This window comes from Rhodosalinus sediminis, assembly GCF_003385555.1.
Classification (GTDB): domain Bacteria; phylum Pseudomonadota; class Alphaproteobacteria; order Rhodobacterales; family Rhodobacteraceae; genus Rhodosalinus; species Rhodosalinus sediminis.
On sequence record NZ_QOHR01000008.1, the window covers coordinates 21582 to 42511 of the forward strand.

The window sequence follows — 20930 nt, forward strand, 5'->3', positions numbered from 1 at the left end:
TGATGCCCTGTGGTGGGTTGGCGTCGCGGGGGCGGCTCAGCCGCGGCGAACGCCCCCGCGACGCATCGCGCCCCCGCACGGGATGCGGGGGCGCGCGCAGGCGTGTGGCGCGGGGCTCAGATGCCCACGACGCGGTTGCGCTGCTGCGTGAAGGTGCCGGAGGAGCGGCTGATCCACTCGGCCGAGCTGCGCAGCGATTCCATGTAGCTGTCGTAGCACTCGGCGTAGATCGGGTCGTCCATGGGCTCCTGCGCGACTTCCTCGGCGGCGGCGCCGAAGGCGTCCCAGACGGAGTCGGGGAATTCGCGGATCTGCACGCCCTCGGACTGCAGGCGCTGCAGCGCCGAGGAGTTGTTCGCCATGAAGAGCGACATCGTCCAGAGGTTCGAGGCGCGCGCGGCCTGCTCGATCGCGGCCTGATGCGCCTTCGGCAGATCCTCGTAAACCTCGCGGTTGACCGTGAGGTTCAGGTTCGGACCCGGCTCGTGGAAGCCCGCCGTGTAGTAGGTCTTGGTGATCTCCTGGAAGCCGGCCGATTCGTCGGCCCAGGGGCCGATCCACTCGGTGCCGTCGATCGCGCCGGAGGCGAGCGCCTGATAGACCTCCGCGCCCGGCAGGTTCTGCACCGAGGCGCCGAGCTTGCCGAGCACCTGGCCGCCCTGCCCCGGCATGCGGAACCGGAGACCCTGGAAGTCCTCGGGGCCGTTGATCTCCTGGCTGAACCAGCCGCCCGACTGCGGCCCGGTGTTGCCGGCCGGGAAGGCCTTCAGGCCGAAGATGCCGTAGAGATTGTCGGCGAGCTCCATGCCGCCCTGGTGGTAGTACCAGTTGTTGAATTCCTGGAAGGTCATGCCGAAGGGCAGCTGCGCGAAGAACGACAGCGCCGGGTGCTGACCGAGGAAGTAGTAATCCACCCCGTGGTACATGTCGGCCTGGCCGGCCGAGACCGCGTCGAAGACCTCGAACGCGCCGACGAGCTCGCCGGCGGCCTTGAGATCGACGGTCAGCGCGCCGTCGGTGATCGCGGTGATCGCGTCGGCGCAGTATTGCGCGCTGTCATGGACACCGGCGAGGCCGCGGCCCCAGGTGGTGACCAGCGTCAGCGTGCGGCGGCCCTGCGCGATGGCGGGGGCGGCGAGCGCGCTCGCGGCGGCGGCGGAGCCCCCGAGCGCGGACGCGCGAATGAACGAACGACGATCCATCGTGTAACTGTCCTCCCTTGTTTGCGGCCCGCCGCAGACGTGGCCGGGCCGTTCCGAAGCGTGGCCGGACACTAGCGAGGCCATTTCGCGTTTGGAACAGCAAACTTCCACTTTCCGCAGGGTCGCCGGGTAATTTTCTGACCCGCGGGCGCGCCTGCGGGACCGAATGCCTCGCGTCGCGGCAATGCGTCGCAGGCATGAGCTGCGCAAGATCATGACCCGTGCACCCCCGTTTGGCGAAATCTTCTCCACCGACCGCGCCGCGCGCGGGCGCTTTGCGGTTGACGGGACGGGGTCTGCATGCCTATCTCGCGGGCAGACGAGGAGAGCGCGCAGTGACGACCCCGATCGTAATCGTAGGTGGATGGCGCATGGGCCGGTGATCCGGAACCCTCACGGGACCCCCATGCGCCCCCGGATCGGTTCGACGGGGGCTTTTTTGTGCCTGTTCTCGGCACGATGACTGAACGCCGGAGATGGAGTGACGGCATGACCAGGGCGATGACCGGAGCGAAGATGGTGGTCCAGGCGCTGAAGGATCAGGGCGTGGACACGGTATTCGGCTACCCGGGCGGCGCGGTGCTGCCGATCTACGACGAGATCTTCCAGCAGAGCGACATCCGCCACATCCTCGTCCGGCACGAACAGGGCGCGGTGCACGCCGCCGAGGGCTACGCGCGCTCCACCGGCAAGCCGGGCGTCGTGCTGGTGACCTCCGGCCCCGGCGCGACCAACTCGGTCACCGGCCTGACCGACGCGCTGATGGACTCGATCCCGATCGTCGTGCTCACGGGGCAGGTGCCGACCTTCCTCATCGGCTCCGACGCCTTCCAAGAGGCCGACACTGTGGGCATCACCCGTGCCTGCACGAAGCACAACTGGCTCGTGAAGGACCCGGCGCGGCTCTCGGGCACGATCCACGAGGCCTTCCACGTCGCCACCAACGGCCGGCCCGGCCCGGTTCTGGTGGATATCCCCAAGGACGTGCAGTTCGCCACCGACAGCTACACGCCCCCCGCGCAGGCGAAGCTCGGCCACTACCAGCCGCAGGTGAAGGGCGACATCGAGGGGATCACCGACCTCGTCGCCGCGATCGAGCGCGCCGAGCGGCCCGTCTTCTACACCGGGGGCGGCGTCGTGAACTCCGGCCCCGCGGCGAGCCAGCTCCTGCGCGAACTCGTGGACGCCACCGGCATCCCGATCACCTCGACGCTGATGGGCCTCGGCGCCTACCCGGCCTCGGGCGACAACTGGCTCGGGATGCTGGGGATGCACGGCCTCTACGAGGCGAACCTCGCGATGCACGGCTGCGACCTGATGATCAACCTCGGCGCGCGCTTCGACGACCGGATCACCGGGCGCATCGACGCCTTCTCGCCGGGCTCGAAGAAGGCGCATGTCGACGTGGACCCCTCCTCGATCAACAAGGTGGTCAAGACCGACTACCCGATCGTCGGCGACATCGCCCATGTGCTCGAGGACGTGCTGCGCGTCTGGAAATCGCGCGGGCGCAAGGTCAACCGCGAGGCGATCACCCGCTGGTGGCACCAGATCGAGGAATGGCGCAAGGTCGACTGCCTCGCCTTCAAGGCGGCGCCGCAGACCATCAAGCCGCAGCACGCCATCGCCCGGCTCGAGGCGCTCACGAAGCACCGGCGCGACCGCTACATCTGCACCGAGGTCGGCCAGCACCAGATGTGGGCCGCGCAGTACCTCGGCTTCGAGGACCCGAACCGCTGGATGACCTCCGGCGGCCTCGGCACCATGGGCTACGGCGTGCCGGCCTCCATCGGCGTGCAGGCGGCGCATCCCGACGCGCTGGTGATCAACGTCGCCGGCGAGGCGTCGTGGCTGATGACCATGCAGGAGATGGGCACGGCGGTGCAGTACCGCCTGCCGGTCAAGCAGTTCATCCTCAACAACGAGCGCCTCGGCATGGTGCGCCAGTGGCAGGAGCTCCTGCACGGCGAGCGCTACTCGCACAGCTGGTCCGAGGCGCTGCCGGATTTCGTCAAGCTCGCCGAGGCCTTCGGCTGCAAGGGCATCCAGTGCAGCGACCCGGCCGACCTCGACGACGCGATCCAGGAGATGCTCGACCACGACGGGCCGGTGATCTTCGACTGCCTCGTGGAGAAGCACGAGAACTGCTTCCCCATGATCCCCTCCGGCAAGGCGCACAACGAGATGCTGCTCGGCGAGGCGGAGACGCAGGGCGCGATCGACGAGAAAGGCTCGGTGCTGGTGTGACCGCGGGAGGGGGGCTGTCCGCCCCCCTCTTCGCCTGCGGCGAATTCACCCCCCGAGAGTATTTCGGCCAAGATGATGGGCCGGGGGCAGCGAAACGAAGCGGCCGCCCCGGGCGGCGACGAGAGGACGAGGCGGATGTCCGCACTGAATATCGAAAAGGGCTCGAGCAAGCATTCGGCCTACAACCTGCGCCCGACCTTCTCGGACGTGCAGGAGACGCACACGCTCGCCGTGCTGGTGGACAACGAGCCCGGCGTGCTCGCGCGGGTGATCGGGCTCTTCTCCGGGCGGGGCTACAATATCGAGAGCCTGACGGTGGCGGAGGTGGATCACACGGGCCATCTCAGCCGGATCACCATCGTCACCACCGGCACGCCGCAGGTGATCGAGCAGATCAAGGCGCAGCTCGGGCGGATCGTGCCGGTGCACGAGGTGCACGACCTGACGGCCGAGGGCCGCGCGGTCGAGCGCGAGCTCGCACTCTTCAAGGTCGCCGGACAGGGCGACAAGCGGGTGGAGGCGCTGCGCCTCGCCGACATCTTCCGCGCCAACGTCGTGGACAGCACGCTCGAGAGCTTCGTCTTCCAGATCACCGGCACCTCGGAGAAGGTGGACGCCTTCGCCGACCTGATGCGGCCTCTCGGGCTGATCGAGATGGCGCGCACGGGCGTCGCCGCGCTCTCGCGCGGGGCGGAGTGAGCGCGCGTGTCGGCGGCGGATAAGCGAGGTCGCAAAGAGGCGCGCGCGATCTGACGGAGAGTCTAGTCTCGCTCCACCCAACAGGAGAGCGAGGCAATGACCGTGACCGATCTGTCGCATGTCCGTCGCCCCGTCGCCGAGGCGCAGGGGCTGCCCAACGCGCATTACACCGACCCCGCCCTCTACGCCGAGGAGCGGGAGGCGCTGCTCTTCCGGCAATGGGCCGGGCTCGCCGTGGCCGCCGACGTGCCCGAGCGCGGCGACGCGGTGCCGATCGATTTCCTCGGCATGCCGCTTCTGCTGCTGCGCGACCGGGCGGGCGCGGTGCGCGTCTTCATGAACACCTGCCGCCACCGCGGCATGATCCTCGTCTCCGAGCCGCGGCGCATCGAGGGGGCGATCCGCTGCCCCTATCACTCTTGGTGCTACGGCACCGACGGGCGGCTCGTCTCGACGCCGCACGTCGGCGGGCCGGGGCGCAACACCCACGACGCGATCCGGCGCGACGAGCTCGGGCTGATCGAGGTGCCGAGCGCGGTGCGCTTCGGCGTGGTCTGGATCAACGTCTCGGGCGACGCGCCGCCCTTCGAGGAGGCGATGGGCGATCTGCTCGACCGCTGGGCGGAGTTCGACCGCGACTGGGTGCACGGCGGCGCCGACAGCCGCTGGGACCTGACGGTGGAGGCGAACTGGAAGCTCGCGGTGGAGAACTACTGCGAGAGCTACCACCTGCCGTGGGTGCATCCGGGGCTGAACAGCTACTCGCGGCTCGAGGATCACTACAACATCGCCCTGCCGGGGCGCTTCTCGGGTCAGGGCACGCGGGTCTATCGCCAGCTCCGGGGCGAGGACGGCGCGGTCTTTCCGGATTTCGACGGGATTTCGCAGGCCTGGGACACGGCGGCGGAATACATCGCCGTCTATCCCAACGTGCTCCTCGGGGTGCACCGCGACCACGCCTTCGCGATCCTGCTGATCCCGCAGGGCCCGGAGCGCACGCTGGAGCGCGTGCATCTCTTCTACCCCACGGCCGAGACCGACGCGGGCCTGCGCGCGAAGAACACCGAGCAGTGGCATACCGTCTTCGCCGAGGACATTTTCGTCGTCGAGGGCATGCAGCGCGGGCGCCACGCGGCGGGCTTCGACGGCGGACGCTTCAGCCCGGAGATGGACGCGCCCACCCACTGCTTCCACGACTGGGCGGCGGCCGGGCTTCAGGCGTGGCGGGCGATGGCCCGCGCGGCGGAATGAGCGGGCTCGACGCCGCGCTGATGGCGGCGCACGAGGCGGGCGACGGCGCCGGGCTCGCCCGGCTCTACGAGCGCGCGGCGGAGACGGCGGGCGACGTGGACGCGGCCTGCTTCTTCCTGACGCATGCCTATGTCCATGCGCTCGAGGCGTGCGACCCGCGCGCGCGCCACCTGCACGGGCGGCTCAAGGCGCACGGGCGCGAGGCCTGAGGGCTCAGGGCGCGGCGTCGCCCCCGGCCGCCGCCGCGGGGGCCGCGCCCGGCGCGGCGGCCTCGGCCTTCATCCGGCTGTAGAGATGCCAGGAGGCGTGGCCGAGGAGCGGCAGCACCACGAAGAGGCCGAGGAACCACGGCACCATCGCCGCGAAGGTCAGCGTCGCCACCGCCGCGCCCCAGCCGAGCATCGTGACCGGGCGCGCCGCGACGCTCTGAAAGCTCGTGATCATGGCGGTGACGAAGTCCACCTCCCGGTCGAGGAGGAGCGGCAGGGCGACCACCGTCAGCGAGAAGAGCACCGCCGCGAAGCCCGCGCCCACCGCCGCCTCGACGCCCAGCATCGCGAGGCCATTGGGCGTCAGGTAGATCTCGTAGGAGGTCGAGACGTTGGTCATCGTCGACAGCCCCATGAAGAGCGCGAAGATCATGTGGGCGAGGAAGAACCAGAAGAGAAAGAGGATGATGATGACCGCCGAGATCGAGGGCAGCTGGCGCTGGCTCTGGCGCAGGACGACGCCCGCGACGCCGGGCCAGTCGAGCGGGCGCCCGGCCTCCAGCCGGCGGCTCACCTCGTAGATGCCCACGGCGGCGAAGGGGCCGATCAGCGGAAAGCCGATCGCCGCGAAGACGAGCCAGTAGCTCTCGCCCGTCCAGCGGGTCACGAAGACCATCGCCCAGCCGCCGAGCACGTAGACCGCGGCGAAGCCGAGCCCGTAGGCCGGCGCGCGGCGGAAGTCGCGCCAGCCGCGCACCAGCGCCTCGCGCAGCATGGCCACCCGCACGGGGGCGAGCGGCGGCACCCCGTGGGGCGGCGTCTCCTCGGCCATGGGCCTCCCCTCCCTGCGACCGTCCGCCGCATGAGATAGGGGGCCGGCCCCGGAATCAAGGGGCGGTGGGCCTCAGGCCTCTTCCTGCATGTCCGAGCGGCTCTTGCCCGCGGCCTCGTCGGCGAGCGCGGCGGCCATGAAGGCGTCGAGATCGCCGTCGAGCACGCCCTTGGTGTCGGAGGTCTCGTGGTGCGTGCGCAGGTCCTTCACCATCTGGTAGGGCTGCAGCACGTAGGAGCGGATCTGGTTGCCCCAGCCGGCCTCGCCCTTGGCGGCGTGCTGCGCCTCGATCTCGGCGTTCCGCCGGTCGAGCTCCATCTGGTAGAGCCGCGACTTCAGCGCCTTCATGGCGATGTCGCGGTTCTGGTGCTGCGACTTCTCGGAGCTGGTGACGACGATGCCCGTGGGCTCGTGGGTGATGCGCACCGCCGAATCGGTGGTGTTGACGTGCTGCCCGCCCGCGCCGGAGCTGCGGAAGGTGTCGACGCGGATGTCGGCGGGGTTCACCTCGATCTCGATGTTGTCGTCCACCACCGGATAGACCCAGACCGAGCTGAACGAGGTGTGCCGCCGCGCCGAGCTGTCGTAGGGCGAGATCCGCACGAGGCGGTGCACGCCGGATTCGCTCTTCAGCCAGCCGTAGGCGTTGTGGCCGCGGATCAGGTAGGTCGCGGACTTGATGCCCGCCTCCTCGCCCGGCGTCTCGGCCTGAAGCTCGACCTTGTAGCCGCGCTTCTCGGCCCACCGCACGTACATCCGCGCGAGCATCGCCGCCCAGTCGCAGCTTTCCGTGCCGCCGGCGCCGGCGTGGATCTCGAGATAGGTGTCGTTGGGGTCCGCCTCCCCGTCGAGGAGCGCCTCGAGCTCCTTCGCGCGGGCGGTCCGGGCGAGCTCGGTGAGCGCGGTCTCGGCCTCGGCGACGACCTCCGCGTCGCCCTCGGCCTCGCCCATCTCGACGAGCTCGACGTTGTCCTCGAGCTGCTGCTGTAGGGACTTAACCGTCTCGATCCGGTCGACCAGCGTCTGGCGCTCGCGCATCAGCTTCTGCGCGTGGGCCGGATCGTTCCAGAGGTCCGGGTCCTCGACGCGCGCGTCGTATTCCTCGAGCCGGTGGGCGGCGGTCTCCCAGTCCATCCGCTGACGCAGGAGCGCCAGCGACTTCTCGATCTCGTCCACCGCGTTCTGTGCCTCGGCACGCATGTGCAAATCCCCGGAACTTCAGGTCGGCCCGTCGAGCGGGCGTGATATCGGAGCCGCCCGCGGGCGGCAAGGCGCGCTCAGTAGAGCCCGCCGGAACTCATCGAGCCGAAGCTCGCGCGCGGACCGACGGTGCCCGAGTCGCCGGTGGAGGTCGTGACCTCGCGCGAGCTGTCCTCGCCGGGCGCGATCCGGTCGAAATCGCTGCCCACCGCGAAGCCGCCGTCGTAGGCGACGCCGAAGATCGGCTCCTCGCCCTCGCGGAAGTATTCGGCGACGACGTTCTCGCCCGTGGCGTCGTCGGGCAGGCGCGCGCCGCTGTAGCGGTCGATCTTGATGAACCGCCCGCCCTCGGGCACTTCGAAGGCCTCGCCGCCGTATTTCTCGACCGCCTCGGTCATGAACTCCTGGAACACCGGCCCGCAGAACGCCCCGCCGGAGGCGCCGCGCCCGAGCGGGCGGGGCTGATCGTAGCCGATGTAGCACCCGGCCACGAGGGTCGAGGTGAAGCCCACGAACCAGACGTCGCGCGCCTCGTTGGTGGTGCCGGTCTTGCCGGCCGTCGGCACGGGAAGGTTGACCGTGCGCGCCGCCGTGCCGCGCTCCACCACGCCCTGCATCATCGAGGTGAGCTGATAGGCGGTGATGTCGTCCATCACGCGGCGGCGGTCCGAGACGATGCGCGGCCCCTGCCCCTGAGGCAGCGTGGCGTCGTCGCAGTCGATGCAGTCGCGCTGATCGTGGCGGTAGATGGTGCGCCCGTAGCGATCCTGAATTCGATCCACGAGCGTCGGCTCCACCCGCTCGCCCCCGTTGGCGAACATCGCGTAGGCGGCGACCATGCGGTAGAGCGTCGTCTCGTCCGAGCCGAGCGCGTTGGCGAGATAGCGGCCCATGTCCTCGTAGACGCCGAAGCGTTCGGCGTAGCGCGCCACCGTGTCCATGCCCACCTCCTGCGCGAGGCGCACGGTCATCAGGTTCCGCGACCGCTCGATCCCGGTGCGCAGCGGCGTCGGCCCGTAGAAGCGGTTCGAGGCGTTGCGCGGGCGCCAGACGCCGTCGGGCGTCTCCACCTCGATGGGCGCATCCACGACGATGGTGGCCGGCGAATAGCCCGAATCGAGCGCCGCGGCGTAGACGAACGGCTTGAACGAAGATCCCGGCTGGCGCTGCGCCTGCGTGGCGCGGTTGAAGACCGAATGCTGGTAGGAAAACCCACCCTGCATGGCGATCACGCGGCCGGTGTTGACGTCCATCGCCATGAATCCGCCCTCGACCTCCGGCACCTGGCGCAGCGTCCAGCGCAGGAAATTCCCCGCCTCGTCCCGCATCCGGCGGACATGCACCACGTCGCCCCGCGCGAAGGTCTCGAAGAAATCGCCCGGCAGCCAGTCGATATCCTCGCGCGGGATGGCGATGGGCGCCTCGCCGGAAAAGGGCACGCCCTCGATACCGACGAGCAGCCGCTGCGCCTCGATCTCCAGCACCACCGCCGGGCGCCATTCGCCGTCGAGATCGATGTCGCGCGCCACCTCCGCGTCCGAGAGCGCCGCGCGCCAGGCCGCCTCGTCGTCGAGGAGCGCCGGGTCGATCCGCTCGCCCGTGCCGCGCCATTCGCCCTGCTGGCGGTCGTAGTCCTCCAGCTTGCGGCGCAGCGCCTCGGCCGCGACCTCCTGCATCTCGGGGTCGATCGTGGCGCGCACCGTCAGACCGCCGGTGAAGAACTGCTCCTCCCCGAAGTCGCGGGACAGCTGGCGGCGGATCTCGTCGGTGGGATAGTCGCGCGGCGGCAGCTTGGCGCGGAAGCTCTCGAAGGCGCCGCCCTGCACCGTCCGCAGCGGCCGCTCGCGCTCCCGGTCGTAGGCCGCGCGGTCGAGATAGCCGTTCTCGTACATCTCCTCGAGCACGAAGTTCCGCCGCGCCATGAGGCGCTCGGCGTTGCGGACCGGGTGATAATCCGACGGCGCCTTGGGCAGCGCGGCGAGCGTGGCCGCCTCGTGCGGGGCGAGCTCGCCCAGCGTCTTGTTGAAGAAGGTCTGCGCCGCCGCCGTCACGCCGTAGGAGTTCTGCCCGAGGTAGATCTCGTTCAGGTAGAGCTCGAGGATCTCCTCCTTCGTGAGGGTCTGCTCGAGCCGGGTGGCGAGGATGATCTCCTTGATCTTGCGCTCGATCCGCCGGTCGCCGGACAGCAGGAAGTTCTTCATCACCTGCTGCGTGATGGTGGAGGCGCCGCGCAGCGTCTCGCCGCGCGTGCGCACGGCCTCCACGATGGCGGCGGCGATGCCGCGCGCGTCGTAGCCCGAATGCTGATAGAAGTTCTTGTCCTCGGCCGAGATGAAGGCGTGCTTCACCAGCTCCGGGATCTCCTCGGCGGGGGTGAAGAGCCGGCGCTCGCGCGCGAACTCGTCCACGATCGCGCCCTCGACGGAGTAGATGCGGCTGATCGTCGGCGGCTGATACTGCGCGAGGCTCTCGTGGCTCGGCAGGTCGCGGCCGTAGACCCAGAAGACGCCCCCGATCGAGAGCGCCGCGACCACGAGGCCGAGGGTGAGGAAGCTGAAGATCGCTCCGAAGACCGAAAGGATGAACCTGAGCACGCCGCGCTCCCGCAGATTTGGTCGCCTTGCTACACCCGCGCGGTGCGGCGGTCAAAAGAGCCGCGCGCGTCGTCCGGATATGGGGACGCGCAGCGCGGATGTCAGGGGGCGCGCGTCACCGCCGCCGCAGCGCCGCCTCCGCCGCGTCCGCCGCCGCCCAGGCGCGCACCCCGTCGCGCACCCCGCGGGCGAGGCGCGCGCGCCAGTCGGGATCGGTCAGCCGCTCGAGGTCCTCCGGCGTCGAGAGGAACCCCGCCTCCAGAAGCACTGAGGGGATGTCGGCGGCCTTGAGCACGGAAAACCCCGCGCTGCGCAGCGGGCGGGAGTTCACATGCCCCGTCGCGCTCGCGATGCCGTCCACCATCGCCCGCGCCAGCGCCTCGGCGCGGGGCTGCGTGTCGAGCCGGGCGAGATCCATCAGCACGTCGGCCACCACGTCGTCCGTGCCCCCGAGGTCGAGCCCGGCGAGCAGATCGGCGCGATTGTGCCGCTCGGCGAGCGCGGCCGAGGCGGCGTCCGAGGCGCTCTCGGACAGGGTGTAGACGGTCGCGCCATGCGCCACGCCGGCGGCCAGCGAATCGGCGTGCAGCGAGATGAAGAGATCGGCCCGCGCCCGGTGCGCCCGCGCCACGCGCCGCTCGAGGGAGACGAAGACGTCGTCCTCGCGCGTCAGCACCACCTCGAAGCCCGCGCGCACCAGCACCTCGCGCAGCTCGCGGGCGAAGGTCAGCATGAGATGCGCCTCGTTCACCCCGCCCGCCTCGGCGCCCGGGTCGATGCCGCCGTGGCCCGGGTCGAGCACGATGCGCAGGGGGCCGTCCCGCGCGCTCTCCCGCGCGGGCTCCACCGGCGCGGGCTCCGGCAGGTCGAAGCGCGGGTCCTCCGGCGCCCCGGCGCGCGCGTCGAACTCAGCCTCCGACACCGGGGCGAGGAACACCCGGAGGCTCGCCTGCCCCGTCAGCGCGCTCACCGAGAGCCCCGCCTCCTCCACGGCGAGGGGGCGGTCCAGATCGGCGACGAAGCGGGTCCAGCCATCGCGGAAGGCCCCGAAGCGCACCGCGCCGAGGCCCTCGGCCGCGAAGAGCGCTGGATCGACGCCGGTCCAGTCCACCTCGCGGAAGTCGAGCACCAGCCGGTCGGGGTCGGCGAGCGTGAAGACGCGCCACGGCACGCCCTGCGTCAGCTCGAGGTCGAGTCGCACCCCGCCCCCGGCGGCCTCGGCGCCCGTATATTCCGGCACGACGCGGGCGAGGCCGCCCGGCGTCTCCGCGGCGGTCATGCCGGCGGCCCACGCGATCCAGAGCGCGGCTGTCACGATCAAGCGCATTGCAAAGCCCTGCCCGGCCCTTCGGTGTTTCGCCGAAGGCTACCCGAAACGCGCGCGCCGCGGAACCGCCGCCGCTCATCGGTCCCTCCGGTCCCTCTTCGCGAGGAGCGCCCGCCCGGGCGCGACCGTGCGTCAGGCAATGTGCCCCACCCGGGCGCGCCCGGGCGTCAGCCGTTGTGCCCCCGCTCGGCGCGCCCGGGCGTCAGGCGATGTGCCCCCGCGCGCGCATGAAGGCCTCGAGCCGGGCGAGCCCCTCGCGGATGTCGGCCGTGCCGGTCGCGTAGGAAAAGCGCAGCGTGCCGCCGCCGCGCGCCGGGTCGAAATCGAGCCCCGGCGTCACGGCGACGCCCGCCTCCTCGAGGATCGCCTTGGCGAAGCCGAGCGAGTCGTCGGTGATCGCGCTCACGTCCGCGTAGACGTAGAAGGCGCCGTCCGGCGGCGCGATCTCGGTGAAGCCCGCCTTCGGCAGCCCCTCCAGCATCAGCCGGCGGTTCTCGGCGTAGGCGGCGAGGTTCGCCCGCAGTTCCTCGCCCGCGTCCAGCGCGGCGAGCGCGGCGACCTGCGCGGCGTGGGACGGGCAGATGAAGAGGTTCTGCGCCAGCCGCTCGACGCGGCGGACGTGGTCGGGCGGCACCACCATCCAGCCGACGCGCCAGCCGGTCATCGAGAAATACTTGGAGAAGGAATTGATGACATAGACGTCGTCCGAGACCTCGAGCGCCGTGACCGCCTTCGCCTCGTATTCGATGCCGTGGTAGATCTCGTCGCTGACGAAGGCCGCGCCCGCGCCCTGCGCCCAGCCGATCAGCCGTGCGAGGTCGTCCCGCCCGAGCATCGTGCCCGTCGGATTGGCCGGCGAGGCGACGAGAAGCCCCGGGAGCCCCTGACCCTCGAGTTCCGCCGGCACCGGCTGATAGCGGTTTTCGGGCTGCGTCGGGATATCCACCGCCTCGAGGTCGAGCGCGCGCAGGATCTGGCGGTAGCTCGGGTAACCCGGCGCGCCGATGCCCACCCTCTCGCCCGCGTCGAAGAGCGCGGTGAAGGCCAGCACGAAGGCGCCCGACGATCCTGCCGTCACCACCACCCGCGCCGGGTCGAGGTCGAGGCCGTACCACTCCCCGTAGAGCCGGGCGATGCGCGCGCGCAGCTCCGGCAGGCCGAGAGCGACGGTGTAGCCGAGAGGCCCCGCCTCCATCGCCTGCGCGAGCGCGGCGCGCGCCGCGGCGGGCGCCGGCGTACCGGGCTGGCCCACCTCCATGTGGACGATGTGACGGCCCGCGGCCTCGGCCGCACGCGCGGCCTCCATCACGTCCATCACGATGAAGGGATCGACCTCGCCACGCCTTGAGTTCCGCATCGCACCCTCGCAGATTGTCCCCGACGCTTGTTCCAGCCGCCGGGGACGAGGTCAATCCGGCCCGGCCTTGGCGGCCGAGCGCCGATGTGATCTTGTCGCCGCGCCCCAAGACGGAGACCCGAATGACCCTTTTCCGCCCCCGCGCCGGCGCGCTTTTCGCCGCGCTCACGCTCGCCGCGCCGGTTCAGGCCCTCGACCTGACCGACATGACCGAGGCCGAGCGCGCGGCCTTCCGCGCCGAGGTGCGGTCCTACCTGCTCGAGAACCCGGACGTCATCATGGAGGCGGTCTCGGTCCTCGAACAGCGCGAGGCCGAGGCGCAGCGCGCCGCCGACCGCGAACTCGTCGCGGCCCACGCGGACGAGATCTTCGACGACGGCTATTCCTGGGTCGGCGGCAACCCCGAGGGCGACGTGACGCTGGTCGAATTCCTCGACTACCGCTGCAGCTACTGCCGGCGCGCGCACGACGAGGTGGCCGAACTCGTCGAGAGCGACGGGAACATCCGCCTCGTCGTCAAGGAATTCCCGATCCTCGGGCCCGAGTCGCTCGCCTCCTCGCGCTTCGCCATCGCCGCCAAGCAGGTGGCCGGGGACGACGCCTACCACGCCGCCAAGGAGGCGCTGATCCGCATGACGGGCGAGGTGACGGAGGTCACGCTCAGCCGCCTCGCCGAGACGCTCGGCCTCGACGCCGACGCGATCCTCGCGCAGATGGAAAGCCCCGAAGTGACGGAGGAAATCCGGCGCACCCGCGCCCTCGCCGACACGCTGGGGATCACGGGCACGCCGACCTTCGTACTGCCGGACCGCATGCTGCGCGGCTATGTGCCGCTCGAGGGAATGCGCCGGGTGGTGGCCGATGTGCGCGACGCGGAGTAACGCGGCGCTCGCGCTCCTCCTCGCCGCCACGCCGGCGGCGGCCTTCGACCCGGGCGACATGACGGCGGCCGAGCGCGCGGCCTTTGGCGCGGAGGTGCGCGCGCTCCTGCTCGAGGAACCCGAGATCGTGGGCCGCGCCCTCGCCCCCGGCCCGAGCTACGCCGAGGAGGCCGCGCGCGACAGCGCCATGCTCGACGGCCTCGCGGGGGCGCTTTACGACGATCCGGCGGATTACACGGCCGGAGCGGAAGAGGGCACGCCGCTCGTCGCCTTTCTGCCGGCGGCCTGCGACACCTGCGCCGAGACGCTGGCGCAGCTTCACGCGATTGTCGAAGACAACGGCGCAACGCGCCTGATCGTGAAGGATTTTCCGGCATCAGCGCAGAGTAGCCCCGCCGGGGCGGCCTTTCTGACGGCGCTGCTCGAGGATATGGGGCCAAAGGCCTGGACACAGGCGAGACAGGCGCTTTCGGAGTTGCCCGACCCGGGCGACCGTGTCGCGCTGCGGCGGCTGGCCGAGGCGATGGGCTGGCCGGCCGACCAGCTGATGGCCCGGATGGCGGGCGGCGCGACCGAGGCCGTGCTGGAGCGTCGCCGCGGGCTCGCGCGCGAGCTCGGCTTCGACGTCTTTCCGTCCTACGTGGTCGGCGGCACGATGATCCGGGGCGACGTGCCGCCCGCGCTGCTCGCGCGCTACCTGCCCTGACGCGAAGAGCGCCGCGAGGCGCGATGAGCCGCTCCTCGGCCCTCGCGGGCCGCGTCGCTCACTCGGCGGCGTCGGCGCGCTCGGCGGCCTCGATCTCGGCGGCCTTCGCCTCGACCTGCTCGACGATGTGCTCGATCATATCCTCGTTGGATATCTTGTGGCTCTGATCGCCGGCGAGATAGACCATGCCGTGCCCGGCGCCGCCGCCGGTGAAGCCCACGTCGGTCATCAGCGCCTCGCCCGGGCCGTTGACCACGCAGCCGATGATCGAAAGGCTCATCGGCGTCTTGATGTGCTCCAGCCGCTCCTCGAGCACTTTCACCGTCTCGATCACGTCGAAGCCCTGCCGCGCGCAGGAGGGGCAGGAGATAATGTTGACGCCGCGGTGGCGCAGGCCCAGCGACTTCAGGATCTCGTAGCCCACGCGGATCTCCTCCACCGGGTCGGCGGAGAGCGAGACGCGGATCGTGTCGCCGATCCCCATCCAGAGAAGGTTGCCGAGGCCGATGGCCGACTTGATCGTGCCCGACATGAGCCCGCCCGCCTCGGTGATGCCGAGGTGGATGGGCGCGTCGGTGGCATCCGCGATGCCTTGGTAGGCCGCGGCGGCGAGGAAGACGTCGGAGGCCTTCACGCTGATCTTGAACTCGTGAAAGTCGTTGTCCTCGAGGATGCGGATGTGCTCGAGGCCGCTCTCGACCATCGCCTCCGGGCAGGGCTCGCCGTATTTCTCGAGGAGGTGCTTCTCGAGACTGCCGGCGTTCACGCCGATGCGGATGGAACAGCCGTGATCCTTCGCGGCGCGGATCACCTCCTGCACGCGCTTTTCGTCGCCGATGTTGCCCGGGTTGATCCGCAGGCAGGAGGCGCCGGCCTCCGCCGCCTCGATGCCGCGCTTGTAGTGGAAATGGATGTCGGCGACGATCGGCACCGGGCTTTCGCGCACGATCTCGTGCAGCGCCTGCGACGAGGGCCGGTCGGGCACCGAGACGCGCATGATGTCCGCGCCGGCGTCGGCGCAACGCTGGATCTGCTCGATCGTGCCCTTGACGTCGGTCGTCTCGGTGTTGGTCATGCTCTGCACCGCGATCGGCGCGTCGCCCCCGACGGGCACGGGCCCGACGTGGATCTGGCGGCTCTGACGGCGGTAGATGTTGCGCCACGGGCGAACGTGGTTGAGCGTCATGGGACCTCGGCCTTTGCGCAGGATCTTTGCGTCCAAGGATAGGCGCCACGCCCGGCGGGGGCAATGCGTCCCCTAGGCTATTCGCCCTCGGCTGCCTCCGCGTCGAGGCGGGCGACGAGGCGGGAGAGCTCCGCGTCGTCCTCGAGATCGGCGAGCGCGAAACCCTCGCGCACCGCGTCGGCAGAGATGGCGAGGTCGCGCACCACGTTCGCGCCCTGCCCCGCCGGGCCGTAGAGCGTGTCGCCGATGCCGAAATAGACGGAGCCGGACATCCCGGCCCGCAGCGTCGGCGCCTCCGCGTCGCGGGGCAGCGCGTAGGTCTCGCCCGCCGCGAGCGTCTTTTCGAGGATCACAGACCCGTCCCCGGCCCGCACCCGGACCCAAGCCGGGCGGACGGCGACGAGGGTGACCGTCTCCGGCGCGTCGGCCATGACCTGCGGCATCGTCGCCGTCTCGCGCGGGCCGGCCTCCGCCCCGCCCGCCGCGGGTACCTCGGGGGCGGCCTCCGGCGCGGGCGCCGCGATGTCTGCGCGGCGCTCGGGCGCGGCGCGCTCGGCCGCGGCCGGGCGGTCGGTGCGCGCGAAGGCGCCCATGGTGTCGGGGTCGAGCGTGGAGATCGGCGCGTCGCGCGCCACGAGCACCGGCACGTCGAGCGGCTCGGGCCGGTAGAGCCGGTCGAGCGCCGCGCGCGACGGGGCGTCTCCGGCATCCTCCCCGTCTTCGGCCGGTGTCGCCCCGGCGAGCGGGTCGAGATCGGAGAGCACCACCGGCGTCTGGTCGACCGGGGCGAGCTGCACGCGCTGGATTTCGTTCAGCACGCTCCAGCCGCCGTAGCCGATCCCGGCGACGAGCGCGGCGAGCACGAGAAGCGAGCCGATCGCGCCGGGCTCCACCCGGGCGAGGAACGGCTCCGCCGGCGCGCCGAAGGCGAACCGCGACTCGGCCAGCGGATCGCGCGCCGGACCGGTGACGATCCGCTCGGGCCGCTCGGGCGCGCGCCGCGCCTCGCTCCGGGCCGCGCCGAGGCCCGCCTCTCCGGCCATGCCGTGCGCCGGGGTGAAGCCGCTTTCGGCGCAGAACGCCTCGAAGGTGCGGTCCGGGTCCATGTCGAGATAACGCGCGTAGGAGCGCACGTAGCCCGCGATGAAGCCCGGCGTGTCGAAGGCCGACGGGTCGCAGTTTTCGATGGCGGCGATGTAGCTCGCCTTGATGCGGAGCTCGCGCTGAACGTCGAGGAGCGACTTGCCCATCGTCGCGCGCTCGCCGCGCATCAGGTCACCGAGGCGAAGGTCGAAGTCGTCGAAGCTCTGCGGCCGCACCTCCGGCGCGTCCTCGATCCGGGGTGTCCTGCGCCCGATCATCCCTGCCGCCTATCCCCGCTCAAGCCTGCCCCGCGCGATTCGAGTCGCGTACTTTGATCAGTGAGGCTAGCACAAACGGCGAAGGGCGTCAGCGGTCCTGCGCTCAGGCCGTGGCCTCGGCGCGATTCAGCGCACAATGCGACCAGAGATCGTCCATGGCATGCACGAGGCGGTCCATCTCGTCGGGCCCATGCACCGGCGAGGGCGTGAACCGCAGCCGCTCGGTGCCCCGCGGAACCGTGGGGAAGTTGATCGGCTGGCAGTAGATGCCATGATTCTCGAGCAGCATGTCCGAGATCATCTTGGTGTGCACCGGGTCGCCCACGATCACCGGCACGATGTGGCTGCCGTGGTCGATGATCGGTAGGCCGAGCCCCTTGAGGCGCGTCTTGAGGATGCGCGCCTGCGTCTGGTGCTGGTCGCGCCGCGCCTGATCGGTCTTGAGGTGCCGGACCGAGGCCGCCGCGCCCGCCGCAACCGCCGGCGGCAGCGAGGTGGTGAAGATGAAGCCCGGCGCATAGGAGCGGATCGCGTCGCACATCCGGTGGCTCGCCGCGATGTAGCCGCCCATCACGCCGTAGGCTTTGGCGAGCGTGCCGTTGATGATGTCGATGCGGTGCATCAGCCGGTCGCGCTCGGCCACGCCGGCGCCGCGGGGGCCGTACATGCCGACGGCGTGCACCTCGTCGATGTAGGTGAGCGCGTTGAACTCGTCGGCGAGATCGCAGATCGCCTCGATCGGGCCGAAATCGCCGTCCATCGAGTAGATCGATTCGAAGGCGATGAGCTTCGGCGCCTCCGGATCGTCGGCGGCGAGCAGTTCGCGCAGGTGGTCCACGTCGTTGTGGCGGAAGACGCGCTTGGCGCCGCCGTTGCGGCGCACGCCCTCGATCATCGAGGCGTGGTTCAGCGCGTCGGAATAGATGATGAGCCCCGGGAAGAGCTTCGGCAGCGTCGAGAGCGTCGCGTCGTTGGCGATGTAGGCCGAGGTGAAGAGAAGCGCCGAGTCCTTGCCGTGCAGATCGGCGAGCTCCGCCTCGAGGCGCTTGTGATGGATCGTCGTGCCCGAGATGTTGCGCGTCCCGCCCGAGCCCGCGCCCGTCGTCTCGATCGCCTCCTGCATCGCGGCGAGCACCGCGGGGTGCTGGCCCATGCCGAGGTAATCGTTGCCGCACCACACGGTGATCGGGCGCTCCTCGCCGTCCTCGCGCCGCCAGGTGGCGTGCGGATAGGCGCCGCGCTTGCGCTCGATGTCGATGAAGGTGCGATAGCGTCCCTCGTCGTGCAGGCGCTGGATCGCTTGGTCGAGCTTGGCCGTGTAGTCCACTTCGGCGTCTCCCGGTCGCGTCTGAGCGCAGCTCCCGCTGCGCTCGTGGAATGGATATAATTGGGCACCGCCCGTGGCAACAGGCTACAGTTTGCCGCGCCGGGCTCCTTGATCTGCGTCAAAACGGCCCGGCTGGACACCCCCGGCGGCTCTGCTAGCGTCGCGCCCCGTCACAGCGAGGAGTCCCCATGTCCGCCGATCCCGTGCTCGCCCGTCTCGACGCCGACCTGCCGCAGGCGCTGGAGCGGCTGATGACCTTCCTGGCGATTCCGTCGATCTCGACCGACCCGGCCTACGCCGCCGACTGCGACCGCGCGGCGGACTGGCTCGTCGCCGACCTGAAAGCCCTCGGCGCGACGGCGGAGAAGCGCGCCACCCCCGGTCACCCGATGGTCGTCGGCCACATCGGCGAAGGCGCGCCGCATCTCCTCTTCTACGGGCATTACGACGTGCAGCCGGCCGATCCGCCGGAGCTCTGGCACCGCGATCCCTTCGACCCGGCGGTGGAGGACACGCCGGCGGGCCGGGTGATCCGCGGCCGCGGCGCGGCCGACGACAAGGGCCAGCTGATGACCTTCGTCGAAGCCTGCCGCGCCTGGATCGCGGAGCACGGGGCCCTGCCCTGCCGCATCACCTTCTTCTTCGAGGGCGAGGAGGAATCGGGCTCGCCCTCCCTCGTCCCCTTCCTGCGCGAGAACGCCGATGAGCTCGCCGCCGATCTGGCGCTCGTCTGCGACACCGGCATGTACGACCGCAAGACGCCCTCGATCGTCACGCAGCTGCGCGGCATGCTGCGCGAGGAGGTCGTGCTGCGCGGCGCCTCCCGCGATCTGCACTCCGGCCTCTACGGCGGGCTCGCGGTCAACCCGATCCACGTGCTCTCCCGCGTGCTCGCCGATCTGCACGACGACACGGGCCGCGTCACCCTCGAGGGCTTCTACGACGGCGTCGCCGAGACGCCGCCCGAGGTGCGCGCGCAGTGGGACGCGCTCGCCTTCGACGCGGAGGGCTTCCTCGGCCGCGTCGGGCTGTCCCACGGGGCGGGCGAACGGGACCGCACCGCGCTCGAACGCCTTTGGGCGCGCCCCACGGCCGAGGTCAACGGGATCGAGGGCGGCTACACCGGCGCGGGCTTCAAGACGGTGCTTCCGGCGGAGGCGCGCGCCAAGGTGAGCTTCCGCCTCGTCGGCGAGCAGGACCCGGAGGCGATCCACCGCGCCTTCGTCGATCACGTCGAGCGCCGCCTGCCGCCCGACGTCACCGCCGAGTTCCCGATGGGCGACGGCGCGCCGGCGACGCAGATGGACGTCTCGCGCCCCGCGTTCGAGGCCGCGCGCGCCGCGCTCTCGGCGGAATGGGAGACCGAGGCGGTCTTCGCCGGCGTCGGCGGCTCGATCCCGGTGGCGGGCTACTTCCAGAGCGTTCTCGGCACCGAGCCCATGCTGATCGGCTTCGGCCGCGACGACGACGCGCTGCACTCGCCCAACGAGAAATACGACCTCGAGAGCTTCCACAAGGGCGCGCGCAGCTGGGTGCGCATCCTCGAGGCGCTGACGCGCGGCTGACCGGGCGACGGGCCACGCGCGCCGGCGTTCCCGCGCGCGGGCGCCTGCCCTGTGGCGCGCGCGTGGGCGCGGCCCGGAAAAGCGACGCCACCTGCCCGCGCGGGCCACTCTCCGCTTCAAGGTGCCGCAAGGTCGCGCTAGGCTGTTCGCTCACCTTCCGCGGGATCGATGCCGAATTCCACCGACATACCCCCTTCAGACACCTCGCTGACGTTCGCCAAGGGTCTCGCGGTGCTGGAATGCTTCAACACCGCCACGACCGCGCTCGGCGTCCCCGAGATCGCGCGACGCTGCGGGCTCGACCGGGCGGTGGCGCGGCGTCTGGTGCTGACGCTGGTGCGGGCGGGCTACGTCCGTCAGCGCGGGCGGGCCTATGCTCTCTGCCCCGGCAGCCTCGTGCTCGCGGCGGGGCTGCTTCAGGGCCAGCGGTTCGGCCTGACGGTCCAGCCGGTGCTGGAGGGCTTCGCGGCGCAGGCGCGGCAGCCGCTGATGCTCACGCTTCGCGACGGCCACGACGCCGTCTACGTCGCCCACGCCGGCGGCCCAGGCATCCTGCCCCGGCTCGGCTTCACGCTGGGCAGCCGACTGCCGCTCCTGTCCACGGCGGTCGGCCGCGCGATGCTCGGTGCGGAAACGCCGGGGGCGCGCGCGAAGCTGCTCGCGGAGGCGCCGCTCACGGCCTGGACCGAGCGCACCGTGACCGAGCGCAGCCGCCTCGCGCAGGTCGTCGCGGAGACGCCGCCGGGCACGGCGGTCCGCAATGACGGCGAGTTCGAACCGGGAATCACGGCCACCGCCGTCGGCTTTCGCTGCGAGAGCGGCGAGGTGGCCGCCGTCGGACATTCCGCAGAGCGCGCGCTTTACGCCGAGCCCGGCACCGCGGAGCGGATCGAGACCGCGCTCGTGCGCTGCGCCGAGGCGCTTCGCACGCTCCTCTGAGCGGGAGACCCGCGTTCGCGGCACGCGCGAACCGCCCCACCGCGTGG

General features: G+C 71.1%; 17 protein-coding genes. 8 read left to right on the forward strand and 9 right to left on the reverse strand.

The window, feature by feature from the left end:
- Nucleotides 1–116 precede the first annotated feature (116 nt).
- Entirely contained in the window at nt 117–1202 is a 1086-nt protein-coding gene (locus DRV84_RS08140) for a TRAP transporter substrate-binding protein (protein WP_115979391.1), read from the reverse strand.
- A 489-nt stretch (nt 1203–1691) separates the two neighbouring features.
- On the opposite strand from DRV84_RS08140, the gene DRV84_RS08145 reads away from it, so the two are divergent.
- From DRV84_RS08145 to DRV84_RS08160, 4 genes are all read left to right on the forward strand, one after another.
- Nucleotides 1692–3449 carry an acetolactate synthase 3 large subunit gene (locus tag DRV84_RS08145; RefSeq protein ID WP_115979392.1) on the forward strand — a complete coding sequence of 586 codons (1758 nt, stop codon included), beginning with the start codon at nt 1692–1694 and terminating at the stop codon, nt 3447–3449.
- A 135-nt stretch (nt 3450–3584) separates the two neighbouring features.
- Nucleotides 3585–4148, forward strand: a complete 564-nt coding sequence (gene ilvN / locus DRV84_RS08150) for an acetolactate synthase small subunit (protein WP_115979393.1) — start codon at nt 3585–3587, stop codon at nt 4146–4148.
- Nucleotides 4149–4244: 96 nt separating this feature from the next.
- A complete protein-coding gene (locus DRV84_RS08155) occupies nt 4245–5399 on the forward strand; it encodes an aromatic ring-hydroxylating oxygenase subunit alpha (protein WP_115979394.1) in 1155 nt (384 codons plus the stop codon).
- Nucleotides 5396–5608: a hypothetical protein gene (locus DRV84_RS08160; protein ID WP_115979395.1), complete on the forward strand. Its 213-nt coding sequence runs from the start codon at nt 5396–5398 to the stop codon at nt 5606–5608. The genes DRV84_RS08155 and DRV84_RS08160 overlap by 4 nt, the downstream gene beginning before the upstream one ends.
- A gap of 4 nt (nt 5609–5612) precedes the next feature.
- Here DRV84_RS08160 and DRV84_RS08165 read toward each other — a convergent pair whose 3' ends face one another.
- The 5 genes from DRV84_RS08165 to DRV84_RS08185 all read right to left on the reverse strand — a co-directional run bounded on the left by DRV84_RS08165 (nt 5613) and on the right by DRV84_RS08185 (nt 12918).
- Nucleotides 5613–6440 (reverse strand): DUF2189 domain-containing protein, encoded by an 828-nt coding sequence (locus DRV84_RS08165; RefSeq protein ID WP_115979396.1) that lies wholly within the window; start codon nt 6438–6440, stop codon nt 5613–5615.
- A gap of 72 nt (nt 6441–6512) precedes the next feature.
- Nucleotides 6513–7640: a peptide chain release factor 2 gene (gene prfB / locus DRV84_RS08170; protein WP_115979397.1), complete on the reverse strand. Its 1128-nt coding sequence runs from the start codon at nt 7638–7640 to the stop codon at nt 6513–6515.
- A gap of 77 nt (nt 7641–7717) precedes the next feature.
- Nucleotides 7718–10234 (reverse strand): penicillin-binding protein 1A, encoded by a 2517-nt coding sequence (locus DRV84_RS08175; RefSeq protein ID WP_115979398.1) that lies wholly within the window; start codon nt 10232–10234, stop codon nt 7718–7720.
- Between the two features lie 115 nt (nt 10235–10349).
- Nucleotides 10350–11561, reverse strand: a complete 1212-nt coding sequence (locus DRV84_RS08180) for an N-acetylmuramoyl-L-alanine amidase (RefSeq protein ID WP_239995029.1) — start codon at nt 11559–11561, stop codon at nt 10350–10352.
- 202 nt (nt 11562–11763) lie between these two features.
- Nucleotides 11764–12918, reverse strand: a complete 1155-nt coding sequence (locus DRV84_RS08185; RefSeq protein ID WP_115979399.1) for a pyridoxal phosphate-dependent aminotransferase — start codon at nt 12916–12918, stop codon at nt 11764–11766.
- 122 nt (nt 12919–13040) lie between these two features.
- Here DRV84_RS08185 and DRV84_RS08190 point away from each other — a divergent pair, with 122 nt between their 5' ends.
- Together DRV84_RS08190 and DRV84_RS08195 are read left to right on the forward strand one after the other, a co-directional pair.
- Nucleotides 13041–13799 (forward strand): DsbA family protein, encoded by a 759-nt coding sequence (locus tag DRV84_RS08190; RefSeq protein ID WP_115979400.1) that lies wholly within the window; start codon nt 13041–13043, stop codon nt 13797–13799.
- Nucleotides 13780–14505, forward strand: coding sequence for a DsbA family protein (locus DRV84_RS08195; protein ID WP_115979401.1), 726 nt, complete (start codon nt 13780–13782; stop codon nt 14503–14505). The genes DRV84_RS08190 and DRV84_RS08195 overlap by 20 nt, the downstream gene beginning before the upstream one ends.
- A gap of 58 nt (nt 14506–14563) precedes the next feature.
- Here the strand turns inward: DRV84_RS08195 and ispG are convergent, their stop codons facing one another.
- The 3 genes from ispG to hemA all read right to left on the reverse strand — a co-directional run bounded on the left by ispG (nt 14564) and on the right by hemA (nt 18379).
- The gene (gene ispG, locus DRV84_RS08200) at nt 14564–15691 is read right to left on the reverse strand and encodes a flavodoxin-dependent (E)-4-hydroxy-3-methylbut-2-enyl-diphosphate synthase (RefSeq protein ID WP_115979402.1); all 1128 of its coding nucleotides are present in this window, start codon (nt 15689–15691) and stop codon (nt 14564–14566) included.
- 77 nt (nt 15692–15768) lie between these two features.
- Complete coding sequence (locus DRV84_RS08205) at nt 15769–17052, reverse strand: helix-turn-helix domain-containing protein (RefSeq protein ID WP_115979403.1); 1284 nt, start codon at nt 17050–17052, stop codon at nt 15769–15771.
- Nucleotides 17053–17155: 103 nt separating this feature from the next.
- Nucleotides 17156–18379, reverse strand: a complete 1224-nt coding sequence (hemA, locus tag DRV84_RS08210; RefSeq protein ID WP_115979404.1) for a 5-aminolevulinate synthase — start codon at nt 18377–18379, stop codon at nt 17156–17158.
- A gap of 188 nt (nt 18380–18567) precedes the next feature.
- Between hemA and DRV84_RS08215 the strand changes: the two genes are divergently transcribed.
- Complete coding sequence (locus DRV84_RS08215) at nt 18568–19944, forward strand: M20/M25/M40 family metallo-hydrolase (RefSeq protein WP_115979405.1); 1377 nt, start codon at nt 18568–18570, stop codon at nt 19942–19944.
- Between the two features lie 168 nt (nt 19945–20112).
- Complete coding sequence (locus tag DRV84_RS08220) at nt 20113–20883, forward strand: IclR family transcriptional regulator (protein WP_115979406.1); 771 nt, start codon at nt 20113–20115, stop codon at nt 20881–20883.
- Nucleotides 20884–20930 lie beyond the last annotated feature (47 nt).